This window comes from Microbispora amethystogenes, from assembly GCF_016863015.1.
Lineage (GTDB): Bacteria > Actinomycetota > Actinomycetes > Streptosporangiales > Streptosporangiaceae > Microbispora > Microbispora amethystogenes.
On sequence record NZ_BOOB01000024.1, the window covers coordinates 121,798 to 137,580 of the forward strand.

14 protein-coding genes are annotated in these 15,783 nt (G+C 72.1%); 5 read left to right on the forward strand and 9 right to left on the reverse strand.

The features are described 5' to 3' along the window. Window positions 1-105: 105 nt before the first annotated feature. The 5 genes from Mam01_RS17455 to Mam01_RS17475 form a co-directional block, all read right to left on the reverse strand. Window positions 106-2,877, reverse strand: a complete 2,772-nt coding sequence (locus Mam01_RS17455) for an ATP-binding protein (protein WP_204286375.1) — start codon at window positions 2,875-2,877, stop codon at window positions 106-108. A 160-nt stretch (window positions 2,878-3,037) separates the two neighbouring features. Continuing rightward, a complete protein-coding gene (locus tag Mam01_RS17460) occupies window positions 3,038-3,277 on the reverse strand; it encodes a hypothetical protein (RefSeq protein ID WP_204286376.1) in 240 nt (79 codons plus the stop codon). Between the two features lie 153 nt (window positions 3,278-3,430). Next, the gene (locus tag Mam01_RS17465; RefSeq protein ID WP_204286377.1) at window positions 3,431-4,186 is read right to left on the reverse strand and encodes an SDR family oxidoreductase; all 756 of its coding nucleotides are present in this window, start codon (window positions 4,184-4,186) and stop codon (window positions 3,431-3,433) included. A 115-nt stretch (window positions 4,187-4,301) separates the two neighbouring features. Beyond that, window positions 4,302-5,534: a low temperature requirement protein A gene (locus Mam01_RS17470; protein WP_204286378.1), complete on the reverse strand. Its 1,233-nt coding sequence runs from the start codon at window positions 5,532-5,534 to the stop codon at window positions 4,302-4,304. A gap of 176 nt (window positions 5,535-5,710) precedes the next feature. Further along, complete coding sequence (locus tag Mam01_RS17475; RefSeq protein WP_204286379.1) at window positions 5,711-6,445, reverse strand: SDR family oxidoreductase; 735 nt, start codon at window positions 6,443-6,445, stop codon at window positions 5,711-5,713. 167 nt (window positions 6,446-6,612) lie between these two features. Between Mam01_RS17475 and Mam01_RS17480 the strand changes: the two genes are divergently transcribed. Continuing rightward, window positions 6,613-7,290, forward strand: a complete 678-nt coding sequence (locus tag Mam01_RS17480; RefSeq protein ID WP_204286418.1) for a sigma factor — start codon at window positions 6,613-6,615, stop codon at window positions 7,288-7,290. A 172-nt stretch (window positions 7,291-7,462) separates the two neighbouring features. Here Mam01_RS17480 and Mam01_RS17485 read toward each other — a convergent pair whose 3' ends face one another. The 4 genes from Mam01_RS17485 to Mam01_RS17500 all read right to left on the reverse strand — a co-directional run bounded on the left by Mam01_RS17485 (window position 7,463) and on the right by Mam01_RS17500 (window position 11,612). Continuing rightward, on the reverse strand, window positions 7,463-8,068 hold the full coding sequence (locus tag Mam01_RS17485) for a dihydrofolate reductase family protein (RefSeq protein ID WP_204286380.1): 606 nt from the start codon (window positions 8,066-8,068) through the stop codon (window positions 7,463-7,465). A gap of 20 nt (window positions 8,069-8,088) precedes the next feature. Further along, window positions 8,089-8,931 carry a metalloregulator ArsR/SmtB family transcription factor gene (locus tag Mam01_RS17490; RefSeq protein WP_204286381.1) on the reverse strand — a complete coding sequence of 281 codons (843 nt, stop codon included), beginning with the start codon at window positions 8,929-8,931 and terminating at the stop codon, window positions 8,089-8,091. A 57-nt stretch (window positions 8,932-8,988) separates the two neighbouring features. Further along, window positions 8,989-10,413, reverse strand: a complete 1,425-nt coding sequence (locus tag Mam01_RS17495) for an aminobutyraldehyde dehydrogenase (protein WP_204286382.1) — start codon at window positions 10,411-10,413, stop codon at window positions 8,989-8,991. 89 nt (window positions 10,414-10,502) lie between these two features. Beyond that, window positions 10,503-11,612 carry an aldo/keto reductase gene (locus Mam01_RS17500; protein WP_204286383.1) on the reverse strand — a complete coding sequence of 370 codons (1,110 nt, stop codon included), beginning with the start codon at window positions 11,610-11,612 and terminating at the stop codon, window positions 10,503-10,505. Between the two features lie 106 nt (window positions 11,613-11,718). Here Mam01_RS17500 and Mam01_RS17505 point away from each other — a divergent pair, with 106 nt between their 5' ends. The 4 genes from Mam01_RS17505 (at window position 11,719) to Mam01_RS17520 (ending at window position 15,716) form a co-directional block, all read left to right on the forward strand. Further along, window positions 11,719-12,342, forward strand: coding sequence for a TetR/AcrR family transcriptional regulator (locus tag Mam01_RS17505; RefSeq protein WP_204286384.1), 624 nt, complete (start codon window positions 11,719-11,721; stop codon window positions 12,340-12,342). 179 nt (window positions 12,343-12,521) lie between these two features. Further along, the gene (locus Mam01_RS17510) at window positions 12,522-14,147 is read left to right on the forward strand and encodes an ABC-F family ATP-binding cassette domain-containing protein (protein ID WP_204286385.1); all 1,626 of its coding nucleotides are present in this window, start codon (window positions 12,522-12,524) and stop codon (window positions 14,145-14,147) included. 247 nt (window positions 14,148-14,394) lie between these two features. Further along, window positions 14,395-14,745, forward strand: coding sequence for a hypothetical protein (locus Mam01_RS17515; protein WP_204286386.1), 351 nt, complete (start codon window positions 14,395-14,397; stop codon window positions 14,743-14,745). Window positions 14,746-15,011: 266 nt separating this feature from the next. Then, entirely contained in the window at window positions 15,012-15,716 is a 705-nt protein-coding gene (locus Mam01_RS17520) for a methionyl-tRNA formyltransferase (RefSeq protein WP_204286387.1), read from the forward strand. Window positions 15,717-15,783: the final 67 nt, after the last annotated feature.

Genomic DNA, 15,783 nt, shown 5'->3' on the forward strand with positions numbered 1-15,783 from the left:
GATCCATCTCTCGGCACGGTTCTGATCGACTCGTGCACTTGGACCATGCGGCCCTGCGGATCTGTGACACCCGTCCGTCACGTCGCCTCCGCCCGCCGGCGGCGGTCAGGCTGTGACGCCCACGCCTTCGAGCAGCGCGGCGCCGATCTGCCTGCGGGACGCGATGCCGAGCTTCGCGAAGATCTTCCGCAGGTGCCATTCGACGGTGTGCGGGCTGATGAAGAGCTGCGCGCCGATCTCGGGGTTCGTCAGCCCGTCCCGGGCCAGGCGCGCTATCTGGGCCTCCTGGGCGGTGAGGGTGGGGCGCGCTTCGGCGCTGCGCCTGCGTACCGTCTCACCGGTGGCCTGGAGCTCGCGCCGGGCGCGTTCGGCGAACGCCTCGGCCCCCATGTCGCTGAGCATCTCGTACGCGATGCCCAGTTGCTCGCGTGCGTCGAGGCGGCGGTTCTCGCGGCGCAGCCACTCGCCGTACAGCAGCCGGGTGCGGGCGAGCGTCGTGCGGACCTCGGTGCGGCCGAGCCGCTCGATCGCCTCGCGGTAGAGGGCGTCGGCGTCCGCTCCGTCGCTCACCTGGGCACGCACGCACGCCGAGGTGCCGAGGGCCCAGTCGGTGCCACTGGCCCGTGCCATCTCGTCGAGCCGCCACGCGACCTCGGCGGCCCTGGCCCGCCGTCCGCTCCGGACGGCGGCCTCGACGAGCTCGGCCGTGGACCTGATGGCCGTCCCGCCGAGCTGCCGCGGGTGCTCGAATGCTCGCTCGGCCGCTACGTAGGCCTCCTCGTAGCGGCCCAGGCCGTTGCAGAGCACCGCGCTCGCCCATGCGGTGGCGGTCAGCACCTTGCCCTCCCCCTGGATGGCCGGGTCCCGCGTGATCGCTTCGCTGACCTGACGCGTCGCGGCTTCCCGGCCCCTCCACGGCTCGAGTATCAGGGCCGCGTACTGGGCCAGGTAGCGGCTGCCCGTCACCTCCCCGATCGTCACCGCCTCGGCGACCAGCGCGTCGGCCAGGGCGAACTCCCCGGCGAGGACCCTGTTCGACACGAGCATGTGGAGAGCTGAGGGCAGCACCGATAACGCGCCCGCCTCGCGCGCGAGGTCGGCCAGTCGCGCGGAGAGCACGGACCAGCTGTCGAAGTCCCAGACGTTGTGGGCCATGCGGGACGCGAACGGGAGCCAGCCGAGGCCCTCCTCCCTGGAGACCTCTTCGGCGCGGAAGGCGGCGAGGGCCTGCTGCACCATCGGCGCGCCCGCGGCGTACCCTTCGGTGAGCGCCACGGCCACGCCGTTCAGGAGCAGATCGTTGCGTTCCGGCGGCGGCCCCGGCGGTGCGGCGAGCGTCGCCTCGGCGACGTCCACCACCTGGGCGCCGCTCGGCAGCCGGCCCGCGTTCATGGCCGCGTTCAGCACGTCACGGTAGGTCTCACGGGCCAGCCCGGCGTCGAGCGGCGCCAGGCGCCTGCCGGCTCGGAGCAGCAGCGGCATCGCGGCGCCGGCGCTCTTGGAGGCGAACGCGATCTGACCGCGCAGCAGGCCGGCCTGGGCCAGTTCGCGTTCGTCCAGAGGGCTGAGCTCGGCCGCGTCCAGCAATTCGAGCGCGGCGTCGTACCCGCCGGCCCGATACTTGGCCCGCGCCGCCGCCAGCGCCCTGGCGCCGCGGCGTACGGGATCGGGGGTCAGCTCGGCCGCCCGCTCGTGGAACGCGGCCGCCGCGGCGACCCCGCCGCGCGCCTGCGCCCGATCGGCGCAGCGCTCCAGCTCGGCGGCCACCGCCTCGTCGGGGCCGGCCGTCGCGTTGGCGAGATGCCACGCCCGGCGGTCGGGATCCGATCGGGGATCGGTCGCGTCGGCCAGCGCGCGGTGGACGTCCTGCCGGTCCTGCGGGGCCGCGACACGATAGGCCGCCGAGCGCAGAAGGGGATGACGGAAACGCACCCGGGTCCCGATGGTGATCAGCCCGGCCGCTTCGGCCGGCGCGGCGGCGTCCGGTTCGATGCCCAGCAGCTCCGCCGCGCGCGTCAGCAGGGTCACGTCGCCGACCGGCTCGGCCGCCGCGACGAGCAGCAGCCGCTGCGTCTCGGCCGGCAACGACCGGACCCGCCGCAGGAAGCTCTGCTCGATCTGCCTTGCCAGCGGCCGCGCGTCGGGCCGCCCGAATCCACCCGCCAGCTCCGCCGGCGTCAGTCCCCGGGGCAGTTCGAGCAGAGCCAGCGGGTTTCCCTGCGTCTCGGCGACGATCCGGTCCCGGACCTGCTCGTCGAGTCGCCCGGGAGTCACGGAGTCCAGCAGGGCGCGGGCGTCGCCGTCGCTCAACCGTCCCACGCCGAGCTGCGGCAGCCCTCTCAGCTCCTGTTCGAGGTGGTGCTCGCGCACCGCGAACACCAGCCCGATCGGCTCCGCGAGCAGGCGCCGCGCGACGAACGCGAGAATCTGCGCGGAGACGTCGTCAAGCCACTGGGCGTCGTCGACGAGGCAGACCAGCGGTCCCTTCCCGGCCACGTCGGCGAGCAGGCCGAGCACCGCGAGCCCGACCAGGAAGCGGTCCGGTGGAGGTCCCGCGCTCAGGCCGAACACCGTGCCGAGCGCGTCGCGCTGCGGGCCCGGCAGATGACCGAGGCGGTCCAGGAACGGGGCGCACAGCTGATGCAGACCGCCGAAGGCCAGCTCCATCTCGGACTCGACGCCCGCCACCCTGGCTGTCCGGCAGCCGGACGCGCTGTCCCGCGCGTAGTCCAGCAGCGCCGTCTTGCCGATGCCGGCCTCGCCGCGCACGACCAGAACCGAGCTGCGGCCGGCCTGCACCGTCGCCACGAGCCGGTCCAGCGTCTCGCACTCCGTCCGCCGCCCACGCAGCCGAGACTCGGAACCGTCGCTTGCCATGGGCACCGCCCCGCCGACCCTTCACCCGTTCACCGCCGACCGCCGTACGTGCCGACCGCTGTACGTGCCGACCGCCGAACGTCGGAGGCCACTGGCACCACACCTCGGATCGACGCGCAGCCTACCTTTCCGCTCTCAACCCCGACAATCAACCCGACGATCAACGTCGGCCGTCGCCGGGATCACCCGGGTGGGGGCCGTTCTCCAGCACCTCGACCGCGTCGAGGAGACCTCGCAAGGCGATCTCCTCACGTTCGGCGTCGGTCGGGTCGAACTGCCAGTCGGCGACGGGCAGGGCGGCGGCCTCCGCGGGACGGCTCCACTCGACCTCGACCACCTCCGCCTCGACCTCGATCTGGAGTTCGTGCAGGAAGCCGTGCTCGCCGCTCGGAGCGCTCATCAATCCTCCATACGTGTGCTCTGGCCGTGTGATCTGGAGGGGGCGAGGCGGTCCCCGGCGGGGCGGCCGGCGCGCGGGCGGGCCGGGCGTCCCGCACCGGCCGCCCGCACCAGGCATCCCACACACCGGGGGATCGGCGCCGTCTGCCCCGGGCTACTTTCCGGCGGTGGCGCTGCCGAGCCAGTCCAGGTAGCGGATCGTGCCGAGGGTGGCGTCGTCGATCGGCACCAGCGAACGCTCGCTCAGCTCACTGCCGAAGTAACGCGCGTGCGGGTCGGTGACCACCTCGCGCGGGTCGCCCCAGGCGGCGAGCGCCTGGCGGAAGAACTCGTCCATCCGGAACTGCTCGGGCCCGGCGATCTCCACCCTGCCGTTCAGCGGCGCCCCCACCGCGGTCCGGCCGACCGCCTTGGCGACGTCGTCGCCCGCGATGGGCTGGAAGAGCACGGGAGCCATGTGCACCTCGCCGTCCACCGTGCCCTCGTCGGCGATGCCGCGGGCGAACTCGAAGAACTGGGTCGAGTGCACGAGCGAGAACGGGATCCCCGACTTCTCGATCAGCTGCTCCTGCGCGATCTTCGCGGCGAAGTAGCCGTTGTCCGGCATCCGTTCCGTTCCCACGATCGACACCGCGACGTGGTGACCCACGCCCGCCTTCGCCTCCGCCGCGAGCAGGTTGCCCGTGGAGGTCTCGAAGAACTTCAGCACCGCGGCCCGCTCGAACGACGGGGAGTTCGAGACGTCGACCACCACCTGGGCGCCCGTCAGCACCTCGGCCAGTCCTTCGCCGGTCAGCGTGTCGACGCCGGTGTTCGGCGATGCGGCCACCGCCTCGTGGCCGTGCTCGGTCAGCTTCGTCACGAGCTTCGAGCCGATCAGGCCGGTTCCGCCGATCACCACGATCTTCATGCCGTTCCCTTTCCGTACGCCGGGCCACCTCGTCGCGACCCGGTCGCCAGCTAAGACCGGACAGGCTCCCGGCTTGTGACGGCCGCCGCGGAATTCTTCTGAGGCGTGGCGTACGTCACGGGAGACGGACCCGCTCGCGGTTCCCACGACGCGCCCCGGCGGCCGTCCAGATCGTGACGGCGACCAGCAGGACGCAGACGGCCGCGATCGCCCCGACCACGGCGGCCACGCCGATCCAGGGCGTCGCGAGCGGCAGCGACAGGACGACGGCGGCGCACCCCAGCACCGCGGTGGACGAAATGACGGGTTCCGCGACGACGAGCACGTGCACCGCCAGCAGCAGGGCGAGATACAGACCCACCGGCACGGCGACCGCGTAACCGAGTGCCGCCCCCGGCACCACGCTGTCGTGCCCGCCCTGCTCCACCGCCACCTCCAGCCCGGCGCCGAGGGCGGCCAGGGCGGCGAATATGCCGTAGTGGCCGTATCCCCACAGGTAGGACCGGTGACGACGGTCGGTGAGACCGTCTCCCGCCGGGCCGAGGAAGTAGAGCCACCACAGAGCGAACAGCAGGGCGAGACCGGCGCCGGCGATCACGAGGAACGGGCCGCCGACCTCGCCCGCCTTGAGCGCCCTGCCGACCCCTCTGCTCGCGGCCAGCACACTCTCACCGAGCAGGATGATCGTGAACAGGCCGTAGCGCTCGGCGATGTGGTGGGGGTGCCAGTTGGTGGCCCTGGCCCGCTCCGCCCACCCCGGCACCGCGAGCTCCAGGGCGGCCAGGCAGGCGAAGAACGGCAGGTCGGACGACGGGGGCAGGACTCCCGTCTCTACGAGGGCGAGCCGTGCCAGCCAGCCCGCCTGCAGGGCGGTGATGCCTCCGGCGTAGCGGAGCGCGGTGCGGCGCCCCGCCGGGTCTTCGAGACCGGCCCGCAGCCACTGGGCGACGAGCCCGATCCTCATGACGAGGTAGCCGAGTGTGATGATCCCGTAGTCGGAACGGCTTCCCGCGGCGGGCACGCCGGCGGCGAGGACCAGCACGCCGGCCATCTGCACCATGGTCAGCAGCCGGTAGGCGACGTCGTCGGTGTCGTAGGACGAGGCGAACCACGTGAAGTTCATCCACGCCCACCAGATCGCGAAGAACACCTGGAGGAACGGCACCACACCGGCCGGGCCGTGACCGGCGGCGACGTCGTGCGCGAACTGGGCGGTGACGGCCGCGACCGCGACCACGAAGGTGAGGTCGAAGAGCAGTTCGAGCTGGCTCGCGGCGCGGTGCGGCTCGTCCACGGCGCGAGCGCTCATCCGGACCCGGATCTGGATCGTGGTGCCTGCTGGCGGCAAGGTCGTGCTCCTGTCTTCGCGACGTACGGGCCGTCTCGAAGACAGGGCGGCGTGCCGGTTCGTGACAACGCGGCTCGTGAGAACGCGGCATGAGGCCGCGTGCTCGCCGTCGGAGGCATGGGCCCCGGGGGAGCCGGCACCGGCGGTGGTACGTCCGCGGCCGGGGCCCGGCTCGGTCAGCGCGCGAGCCACTCCCGATAGGTGGTCCCGGCGATGACGGCCCCCTCTTTGGCGATGAGCGCGTCGCCCGAGGCGGCGGCGTACAGGCCCGCGCCGTCGTCGGTGACGACCGCGCGGTGGTCGCCGCGGGCGGCGAGAGTGATCCTGCCCAGGTCGTCGAGCGCGAAGACCTCGGGCCCGGCGATGTCCAGGGTGCCGCGCAGCGGATCGCCCGCGCTGACGTCGGCCACGGCCCGCGCGACGTCGTCCGCGGCGACGGGCTGCATGAGGACGCCGGGCAGGCGGACGGTGCGCTCGTCGGAGGTCCAGGACATGACCGTCTCGACGAACTCGAAGAACTGCGTGGCACGCACGATCGAGTACGGCACGGGACCGGCCTTGAGGAGGTCCTCCTGCAGCACCTTCGCCCGATAGTAGACCGAGCCGGGCACCCGGTCGGCGCCCACGATCGACAGGATGACCGCGTGGCCGACGCCGGCCGCCCCGGCGGCGGTCAGCAGGTTGTCCATCGTCGTCCGGAAGAACGCGGGTGACGCGTCGTCGAAGGTCCGCGGCTTCGTCAGGTTGACCACGACGGCCGAGTCCGCCAGCGCCTCGGCGAGGCCCTTTCCGGTGAGCAGGTCCACACCCGTGGACGTCGAGTGCGGCACCGCCTCGTGCCCGCGCGCGGTCAGGATCTCGACCACCCGGGAGCCGATGAGCCCGGTTCCACCGATGACAGCGATCTTCATTTGCCGGCCTTCCTGGTGATTGTCAGGGGGCCCCTGGGCACCCTGGGCACCGGGGCCAGGGTAGTGACCAGGCTCTCTCCGGGGCGCGATGGAGGGGCTCCCGAGGCGACCGTGATCACAGCGGCATCGCGGGGATGCCGGGTGCGAACGGAGCCGAGATCGTGACCATGAACCTGTTGGAGTCGCCGCCGGACCACGCGGGTCACGCGGGCCACGCGGCGCGGATCGACGAGGTGCCGGCCGGGCGACAAGACGGCGGCGTCGCGGCGTTCGCCCCCGTCGCGCCCCGGCTCTTAGCGATCGGCCTGCGCGTCCTGCACGACGCGGGCGAGGCCGAGGACGTGGTGCAGGAGACATGGCTGCGCTGGGCCCGCGCCGACCGCTCCGCCGTCGCCCGCCCGCCCGCCTACCTGGCGCTGACCGCGACCAGGCTCGCCCTGAACGTCGCGCAGTGCGCCCGCAGGCGGCGCGAGACCGCCGCCGGTCCGTGGCTGCCGGAGACGGCGGACCCCTCCGCCGGGCCGGAGACGGCGGCCGAACGGCACGAGGAGGTCGGCGCCGCGATCCGGCTGCTGCTGGAGCGGCTGACCCCCGCCGAGCGCGCGGTGTATCTCCTGCGCATCGCCTTCGACTACCCCTACCGCCGGATCTCGCAGATCCTCCACCTGGGCGAGGACCACGCCCGGCAACTGCTGCGACGGGCCCACGGTCATCTCGCCGGTGGGCGGCGCCGCCACCCGGTGAGCCCCGCCGCGCACGGGCGGCTCGTACGGACCTTCACGGCCGCCGCGCGGACCGGTGATCTCGGCGAACTGGAGGAACTGCTCGCCGGCGAGGTCGCGTGAGACCGGAGCCACTCGTCATCCGGCCCGGCCGGGCCGGTCCCGCCGATCACCACCACCCTCATGCCGATCCCCTTCCGTACGGCGGGGCGCTTGTTCGCCACCGCCCACGGAGGAGACCGGACAGCCTCCGTGCTCGTGACGGCTGCCGAAGAGTTCGTGGCGCCCGGCCGGCTCAGCGGAGCCGGTCGTAGACCATGGCCATCTCGCCGAGTTCGCCCGTCTCGTGGTGGGTGAGCGTCCACTTCGTGGCCGGCAGGCCGTCGTCGAACAGCCGCCGCCCCCCTCCGGTGATCTCAGGGAGGATCATGAGGTGGAGCCGGTCGACGAGGTCGGCCGCGAGGAGCGCCTTGATGACACTGGCGCTGCTGTTGACGAGGATGTCGCCCTCGCCGGTGGCCTTGAGATCGGCGACGACCTCGGCCGCGGGGGCGTTGACCACGCGGGTGCGCTCCCAGGGCGCCTCGGTCAGGGTGGTCGACAGGACCACCTTCTCCGCGCCGACCAGCCACTTGGCGTATCCGCGGTCACGCGGGTCGGCGCCGTCGTTGTCGGCGACCGAGGGCCAGTAGCCCATGAATCCCTCGGCGTTGACCCGGCCGAGCAGCGCCGTCGTCGCGCCCTGCCACATGCGGTTCATGTGGTCCCGGGCGACCTCGGTGACCACGTACGGGACGAAGGCGGCGAAGTCGCCGGGGCCGCCGGGGCCGTGGTAGCGCCCGTCGAGGGTGATGTTCAGGTTCGCGGTCACCTTGCGGCCGGTGGGGGTCGTGCTGGTCATGTCGTGCTCCCTTATTCGGCTTATTTGATGGGTGTGTCGGTGTCGTGCGGGCCGGCGGCGAGGATCGCCGCGAGCCGGTCGAGGCTCTGGCCGAAGCCGATCTCGACGCCCGCGACGAAGTCCGCGGAGTCGACGGTGCTGTCGGCGATCCGGAACCGGACGTCGAGGTCGGTGCCGGCCTCGGCCGGGCGCAGATCGAGGTCGAGGTGTGCGGTGAAGGCGGAGCCGCCGCCGGGAAGCAGCGGGCGGAGCCGGTAGGCGAGGTGCTCACCGGGCCGCACCTCGTCCACGACCCCCTCGGCGCGCCCGGCGACCACGTCCGTCCCGCCGGTGTCCTCGGCGTCGCGGTACTCCTGGACGATCCGCCCGCCCGGCCGCGCCTCGAAGACGAGTTCGGAGACGCGCAGGTCGTCGGGCGTCCACCAGCGGGCGAGCAGGGAGGCGTCGGTCAGGTGACGCCAGACCAGTTCGGGGCTGCCGGCCAGAGACCGGTGGAACCCGAACGAGCGGCCGTCGGCCCATCCCGGCTCGTCGGCGGCGAGCCGCTCCGTGCGGAGGCTGAGCCCGTACCGGTCGTAGGTCTCGCGCGGGCCGCCGGCCCGGTCCGCGGTGTCGGCCAGGCGGCCGAGCGCGGCCGCCAGTTCCCGCAGCGGCTCGGACCGGAGGGCGTAGATCCGGCGCTGGCCGCTGCGCTGGGACGTGACGAGCCCGGCGCGCTCCAGGGCCTGCAGGTGCTTGGTGGTCTGCGGCTGACGTGCCCCGGCCAGCTCGGCCAGGACGCCGACCGGCCGGGGCCGCTCGGCCAGCAGGCTCACGAGCCGCCACCGGGCCGGGTCGGCCAGTGCGGTGAGGAGTTCGTCCACGACGCAAACTATTCCTCCTCACGAATATTCGTGTCAAGGAATAAGTTCAGCGTGTGGTCAGGTGTGGCTGATCATCACGTGCTTGACGCGGGTGTAGGCGTCGAGGCCGTACCGGGACAGGTCCTTGCCGGTGCCCGAGTGCTTGAAGCCGCCGTGCGGCATCTCCGGCACGAACACCTGGTGGCAGTTGACCCAGACCGCCCCGAAGTCCAGCGCGGCGGACAGCCGCATGGCCCGCCCGGTGTCCCTGGTCCACACGCTGGAGGCGAGCCCGTAGTCGACGCCGTTGGCCAGGGCGACGGCCTCGTCCTCGTCCGCGAACGCCTGCACGGTCACCACCGGGCCGAAGACCTCCTGCTGCACGATCTCGTCGTCCTGGCGCACCCCGGCGACGACGGTCGGCGGGAAGAAGAAACCGGGACGGCCGAGCCTGCCGCCGCCGGTGACCACGCGGGCGTGCGCGGGCAGCCGGTCGAGGAAGCCCGCGACCCGCTCGGCCTGGACCGCGTTGTTGGCCGGGCCGAGGAACACGCCCTCCTCGTCCGGGTGCCCCACCCCGAGCGCCCGCGCGGCCTCGGCGAGCGCCTCGACGAACCCGTCGTACGCGCGCCGCTCCACGAGCACGCGCGTGACGGCGGTGCAGTCCTGCCCGGTGTTGAAGAACGCCGCAGAGGCGATCCCGGCGGCCGTCGCGGCCGGGTCGGCGTCGGCGAAGACCAGAGCGGGGGCCTTGCCGCCGAGCTCCAGGTGGACGTCCTTGAGGTCGCCCGCCGCGGCCGCCATCACCTCGGCCCCGGCCCGCGTCGAGCCCGTGATCGCCACCATCTCCACCCCGGGATGGGCGACCAGCGCGCGGCCGGTGTCCCGGTCGCCGCACACGACGTTGACCACGCCGGGCGGGAACACCCGCGCGCACATCTCGCCCAGCAGCACGGTCGAGCCGGGCGTCGTGTCGGACGGCTTCAGCACCACCGTGTCGCCCGCCGCCAGCGCCGGGCCGATCTTCCAGGCGGCCATCATCAGCGGGTAGTTCCACGGCGTCACCTGGGCGACGACGCCGATCGGCTCCCGGCGCACGAACGAGGTGTGCCCCTCGGCGTACTCGGCGGCGCCGAGGCCCTCCAGCAGCCGCGCGGCTCCGGCGAAGTAGCGGACGGCGTCGACGGCCCCCTCCACGTCGACGCTCAGCGCGGTGGCGCGCGGCTTGCCGGTCGCCCGCACCTCCGCCTCGGCCAGCGCCTCCCTGCCCTCTGCCATCAGGTCGGCCAGTTCCAGGAGCAGCCGCTGACGCTCGGCCGGGGTGGTGCGCCGCCAGGCGCGGGCGGCCTCGGTGGCGGCGGCGACCGCCCGGCTCACGTCCTCGCCGCCCGAGAGGGCCGCCCGGGCGTACACCTTCTCGGTGGACGGGTCGACCAGGTCCATCCAGTCGCCGGATGCCGCTTCGCGGCTCTCTCCGGCGATCACGTTCCGTACCGTGTCCATAACCGGTCTCCCTCGGTGTCCAGGGAGGCCCTACCCACGGCCGGCGCCTCCCAAGACGGCCACCCGAGAGCCTCCCGTGGAGGCGCGGGTCAGGCGTCGCCGCCGGGCGTCCAGTTCCGTACGGCCGGGGCGTACCCGGCCGGCTTGTCCCCGACCTTGACGCCGGGGCTGACCAGCCAGCCCTGGTAGCCCGGCGTGAACATCCGGTAGACCGACGGGGGCGGCACGGCACTCGCCTCGTCGAGCCTCGCGCGCAGCTCGGCCGGCAGCTCGAAGTCGAGCGCGGCCACGTTCGCGTCGAGCTGCCCGGCGCTGCTCGCGCCGACGATGGCCGCCGCGATCCCGGGTTGGGTGGCGACCCAGTTGAGGGCGACCTGGGCCATCGTCACGCCGAGCTTCCCGGCGACCTCTTCGAGGGTCGCGAGGATCCGCCACTCCCGGTCGGTCCAGGAGAGTCCTGGTGAGCCGTCGCCGCCGAGCCTGCCCTCCCCGGCCAGGCCGCGGTCCGCGGGCCGGTACTTCCCGGTGAGGAAGCCGCCGCCCAGCGGGCTCCACGCGGTGATGCCGAGGCCGAGGTTCTGCCCCATGGCGACGTGCTCCAGCTCGATCGCCCGGTCCACGAGCGAGTAGGGGAGCTGCAGGCTGACCATCGGCGTGAGGGAGTGCGTCTCGGCGAGGGTCTGCGCCCGCGCCGCGTACCAGGAGGGCACGTCCGACAGGCCCGCGTACCGGATCTTCCCGGCCCTGGTGAGGTCGTCGAAGGTCCGCAGCACCTCCTCGACGGGTGTTACACGGTCCCAGGTGTGCAGCAGGAACAGGTCGACGTAGTCGGTGCGCAGGCGACGCAGCGACGCCTCGACCGCTCTGATCATGTGCTTGCGGCCGTTGCCGCCCGCGTTCGGGTCTCCGGGGTCGACGCTGTTGGTGAACTTGGTGGTGAGCACCACCCGGTCGCGCACCCCGGCCTCGGCGAGAAGGGCGCCGAGGATCGTCTCGCTCTCCCCGGCCGTGTAGAAGTCGGCGGTGTCGACGAAGTTCCCGCCCGCTTCGAGATAGCGGCGGAAGATCGGGCGGGCCTCGTCCTCGGTCCTGCCGTACGCGGCGTGGAAGCCGCCGGTGCCGAAGTTCATCGTGCCCAGGGCCAGCCGGCTGACGCGCAGCCCGGAACGGCCGAGCAGGTAGTAGTGGTCGAGAGACATGGGAAGACCCTTCGTTCGGAAGGCCGGGGACTGCTGTCGAACCGCGCGGTCCCGTCAGCTTGCGCGAGATAAAATGGACCAGCAAGTCCAAAAAGAGAGGGGGCTCATGCGCGCACTGACCCGCAAGGGGGCCGCGACCCGGCAGCGCATCCTGGAGGGCGCGGCGGCGCTCATCCGTGAGAACGGCGTGGCCGACACCACTCTCGACGACGTGCTGGCCGGTACGGCGACGAGCAAGAGCCAGCTCTTCCACTACTTCCCGGGCGGCCGGGAGGAACTGCTGCTGGCCGTGGCCCGCCTGGAGGCCGACCGTGTGCTGGAGGACCAGCGGCCCCAGCTCGGCGACCTCACCTCCTGGCCCGCCTGGCAGGCGTGGCGCGACAAGGTCGTCGACCGTTACCGGCGGCAGGGCCGCCTGTGCCCGCTCAACTCCGTCACCTCCCACCTCGGCAGCCGTACGCCTGGGGCCCGGGCGGTCGTCACCGAGCTGATGCGCAGCTGGCAGGCCGAGATCGCGGCGGGCGTACGGCACATGCGGGACGCCGGGGAGATCGGCCCGGACGTGGACCCCGACCGTGCGGCGGCCGCGCTGCTGGCCGGGATCCAGGGCGGCGTGCTGATCCAGATGTCCACCGGTGAGACCACCCATCTGGAGGCCGCTCTGGACATGGGCCTCGCCCACCTCCGCGCCGGCGGAGCTCGGGCTGGTAAGGTGGCAGACGGTTTGTGATCGGAATCGAGGAGACCAGACGTGGCAGGTGACGACGACATCTCCGGGTGATACCGGAGGGTGACGGCCCCGGCAGGCGTGTGACTAAACCGCTGTCGGCGTGGCCTCATGTCGTCGTCTCCCCGTCTCCCTACCGGGCCCTTTGACGCGTGCCCGGGTCACACACCGAGGTTCTTTCCATGTCTGACGCGTTCATCGTCTGCTCCGGCCTGTCCTTCTCCTGGCCCGACGGCACCCCCGTCTTCACCGGCCTGTCCTGCACCATCGGCGGCGGCCGCACCGGGCTCGTCGCGCCCAACGGCGCCGGCAAGAGCACGCTGCTCAAGCTGATCGCGGGCGAGCACCGGCCCACCGCCGGCGCCGTCACCGTCGAGGGCGAGGCCGGCTACCTGCCGCAGAACCTGCCGTTCACCGCCGGACTCACCGTGGCCGAGGTGCTCGGCATCGCCCCGGTGATCGCCGCCCTGGACGCCATCGAGTCGGGCGACGCGAGCGAGGAGCACTTCACCGCGATCGGCAACGACTGGGACATCGAGGAGCGCACCCGTGCCCAGCTCGACCGGCTCGGCCTCGGCGACCTCGCCTTCGACCGCCCGCTCGGCACGCTGAGCGGCGGCCAGGTCGTCTCGCTCGGCCTGGCGGCCCAGCTGCTCCGGCGGCCCGACGTGCTGCTGCTCGACGAGCCGACCAACAATCTGGACCTCGCCGCGCGGCGCAGGCTCCACGACGTGCTCGGCGAATGGACCGGCTGCCTGCTCGTGGTCAGCCACGACCGGGCCCTGCTCGACCGAATGGACCGCATCGCCGAGCTGGAGCGGGGCGAGATCCGCTTCTACGGTGGCAACTTCACCGCGTACGAGGCGGCCGTACGGGCCGAGCAGGAGGCCGCCGAGCGGACCGTGCGCAGCGCCGAGCAGGAGCTCAAGCGGGAGAAGCGGGAGATGCAGCAGGCGCGCGAGCGCGCCGAGCGCCGCGCGGGCAACGCCGCCCGCAACCTCAAGAGCGCCGGCCTGCCGCGCATCGTCGCCGGGGGCATGAAGCGCGGCGCGCAGGAGTCGGCCGGGAGGGCGGGCCAGATGCACGCCGCCCGCGTCGGCGACGCCAGGGCGAGGCTCGACGAGGCCGAACGGGCGCTGCGCGACGACCAGCGGATCACGCTGGAGTTGCCGGGCACGAACGTGCCCGCCGGGCGCACGGTCTTCCACGGCGAAGGCCTGCGGGCCCGCGACCTGTTCGCCGGGCCGGGTCTCGACCTGACCATCCGCGGCCCCGAGCGCATCGCGCTGACCGGCCCCAACGGCGCGGGCAAGTCCACCCTGCTGCGCATCGTCGGCGGCGACCTGGCGCCCGACGGCGGCACGCTGCGACGGGCCGACGGCCGGGTCGCCTACCTGTCGCAGCGGCTCGACCTGCTCGACCTCGACCGCACGGTGGCCGAGAACCTGGCGGCCTACGCCCCCGGCATGCCTCCGGCGGAGCGGATGAACCTGCTGGCCCGCTTCCTGTTCCGGGGGACGCGGGCCCACCTGCCGGTGGGAGTGCTGTCGGGCGGCGAACGGCTGCGCGCCACGCTGGCCTGCGTGCTGTGCGCCGAACCGGCCCCCCAGCTTCTGCTGCTCGACGAGCCGACCAACAACCTCGACCTGGTGAGCGTGGCGCAGTTGGAGAGCGCGCTCACCGCGTACGAGGGGGCGTTCGTGGTGGTCAGCCACGATGAACGGTTCCTCGCGGAGATCGGGGTCGAGCGCTGGCTGGAGCTCTCCGGCGGTCACCTCCGCGAAACCCGCGGCCCCCTCCCCACCTGACACCCAGCCCTCGAGGCGCGCCCCGGTACCGCACGGCCTTCATACCCCGTGGGCGTAGTAGCCGGATGAGGGCCGCATCGTGACTGTTTTTATCTGAAAGGGCGCAGAAGGCTCCAAGGCCCTGCAATGCGTACCAGACCGTTATTGAGGATAGAGGTGAGCGCAAGGGGATCCCCCGTAGCGGGACGTGAATATAGCCTCGTTCGTCAAATGCCGGGGCTGGTCATGTCCATCGGAAACGCTCAGGATGGAAGTCATGCCGGGGCGATTATCACTATGGGCAGGCGGCCTTCTCATCGTTGCCGCCGTCGCGGGAACAGCGGTCTACTTCGCGGTGCTCGGGCTTGACAGAGCGGACAAGCTGGCGAGCGTCGTCGGAGCGCTGGCAGCGATAGCGGGCATAGGGCTGACGCTCTGTGGAATGTTTCAAGCCCGTCGCGAGGCCTCTGGTTCGACGATAAGATCACCCGCCGTGCAGAACGTGATCATCGGAGGCTCTCAGTACGGCTCCGTCCTCCAGGCCAGGGACATCCACCGCCCGGTGCGCTTCGGCGCGCCCGGCGCTCCGACACCGGAGAGTCGCGACAGCGATCTGTGACTACCCGGCTCCTTTCGCCTGGGCTCCCGGTTCACGGGATCGGGTGCTGAGCGAAGTCGTACTGCATGGAGGGAGCCCTATCGGGCGGCATCGAGGAGTCGACCAGCGTGACGAATGGCTTACGTGTAGTCCTGGTCTCTTTTGCTGTGAGTGGTTTCAGACTTCTGTACGAAACCTGCGTTCAGGCGGGTCACACGCCGGTTGCATTCGTGCACGCTCGGTCGCTGCGCCAGCAGAGAGCCACCAGCAGACGTTCTGCGGAGACCATGGCCGACATTGGCCTGGCGTTACCGCCAGGCATGGATCTACTGCTTCCCGGTACAGCCGGCGGCGTGGCGAAGGCGTTGGCTGGTTACCAGGCAGACCTTATCGTCGTGTACGGCTGCCCATGGAAGCTGACGCGGGAGGGTCTGCGAACCGCCCGACTCGGCGCCATCAACGTGCATACCTCTCTGCTGCCTCGTTACAGAGGGCCTATACCGGTTCACTGGGCCGTGCGCAACGGCGACCCGGAGACCGGAGTCTCCATCCACTGGATGGACGAGGAGTTCGACAGCGGGAACATCCTCGCGCAAAAGGGCGGTATCCAAATCCAGGACGACCTGGTCACAGAGAGGCTGTGGCGGGAGATCGACGAGGCCATCGCTGAACTGCTCCCTGGCGCCATCGAGCTCGCGGCCGCTGGCGCGGAGGGCGAGCCTCAGGACGAGGCGGGCGCCGACTATGGCAGCTGGATGGAGCCGGACTTCATGTTCGTGGACTGGAGGCGCGGCGCACGCGAGATCCACAACCAGGTCCGGGTCTTCCGGTTTGGGCTGTTTGGGCAGCGCGGGCCTTTCGCCCGGATAGACGGTGAGTGGATGACACTGCTGCGCACTGCCCTCGCTCCCGCAGATGGAGTGGAGATGACCTGCGGTGACGGACCGATCTGGATAACTGAGATGACACCTGCCATCCCTCCTGACCGCTGACGAGACGTCTCGTCCGAACAATCCTGGCCGACTGCTCACCCAGACGACAACTCGCAAAGGGGAAGAC

Excerpts from the sequence above, each read along its gene's own strand:
- Mam01_RS17455 (WP_204286375.1), bottom strand. The coding sequence starts at position 2,877 with ATGGCAAGCGACGGTTCCGAGTCTCGGCTGCGTGGGCGGCGGACGGAG.
- Mam01_RS17460 (WP_204286376.1), bottom strand. The coding sequence starts at position 3,277 with ATGAGCGCTCCGAGCGGCGAGCACGGCTTCCTGCACGAACTCCAGATC.
- Mam01_RS17465 (WP_204286377.1), bottom strand. The coding sequence starts at position 4,186 with ATGAAGATCGTGGTGATCGGCGGAACCGGCCTGATCGGCTCGAAGCTC.
- Mam01_RS17475 (WP_204286379.1), bottom strand. The coding sequence starts at position 6,445 with ATGAAGATCGCTGTCATCGGTGGAACCGGGCTCATCGGCTCCCGGGTG.
- Mam01_RS17480 (WP_204286418.1), top strand. The coding sequence starts at position 6,613 with ATGAACCTGTTGGAGTCGCCGCCGGACCACGCGGGTCACGCGGGCCAC.
- Mam01_RS17485 (WP_204286380.1), bottom strand. The coding sequence starts at position 8,068 with ATGACCAGCACGACCCCCACCGGCCGCAAGGTGACCGCGAACCTGAAC.
- Mam01_RS17495 (WP_204286382.1), bottom strand. The coding sequence starts at position 10,413 with ATGGACACGGTACGGAACGTGATCGCCGGAGAGAGCCGCGAAGCGGCA.
- Mam01_RS17500 (WP_204286383.1), bottom strand. The coding sequence starts at position 11,612 with ATGTCTCTCGACCACTACTACCTGCTCGGCCGTTCCGGGCTGCGCGTC.
- Mam01_RS17505 (WP_204286384.1), top strand. The coding sequence starts at position 11,719 with ATGCGCGCACTGACCCGCAAGGGGGCCGCGACCCGGCAGCGCATCCTG.
- Mam01_RS17510 (WP_204286385.1), top strand. The coding sequence starts at position 12,522 with ATGTCTGACGCGTTCATCGTCTGCTCCGGCCTGTCCTTCTCCTGGCCC.
- Mam01_RS17515 (WP_204286386.1), top strand. The coding sequence starts at position 14,395 with ATGGAAGTCATGCCGGGGCGATTATCACTATGGGCAGGCGGCCTTCTC.
- Mam01_RS17520 (WP_204286387.1), top strand. The coding sequence starts at position 15,012 with ATGGCCGACATTGGCCTGGCGTTACCGCCAGGCATGGATCTACTGCTT.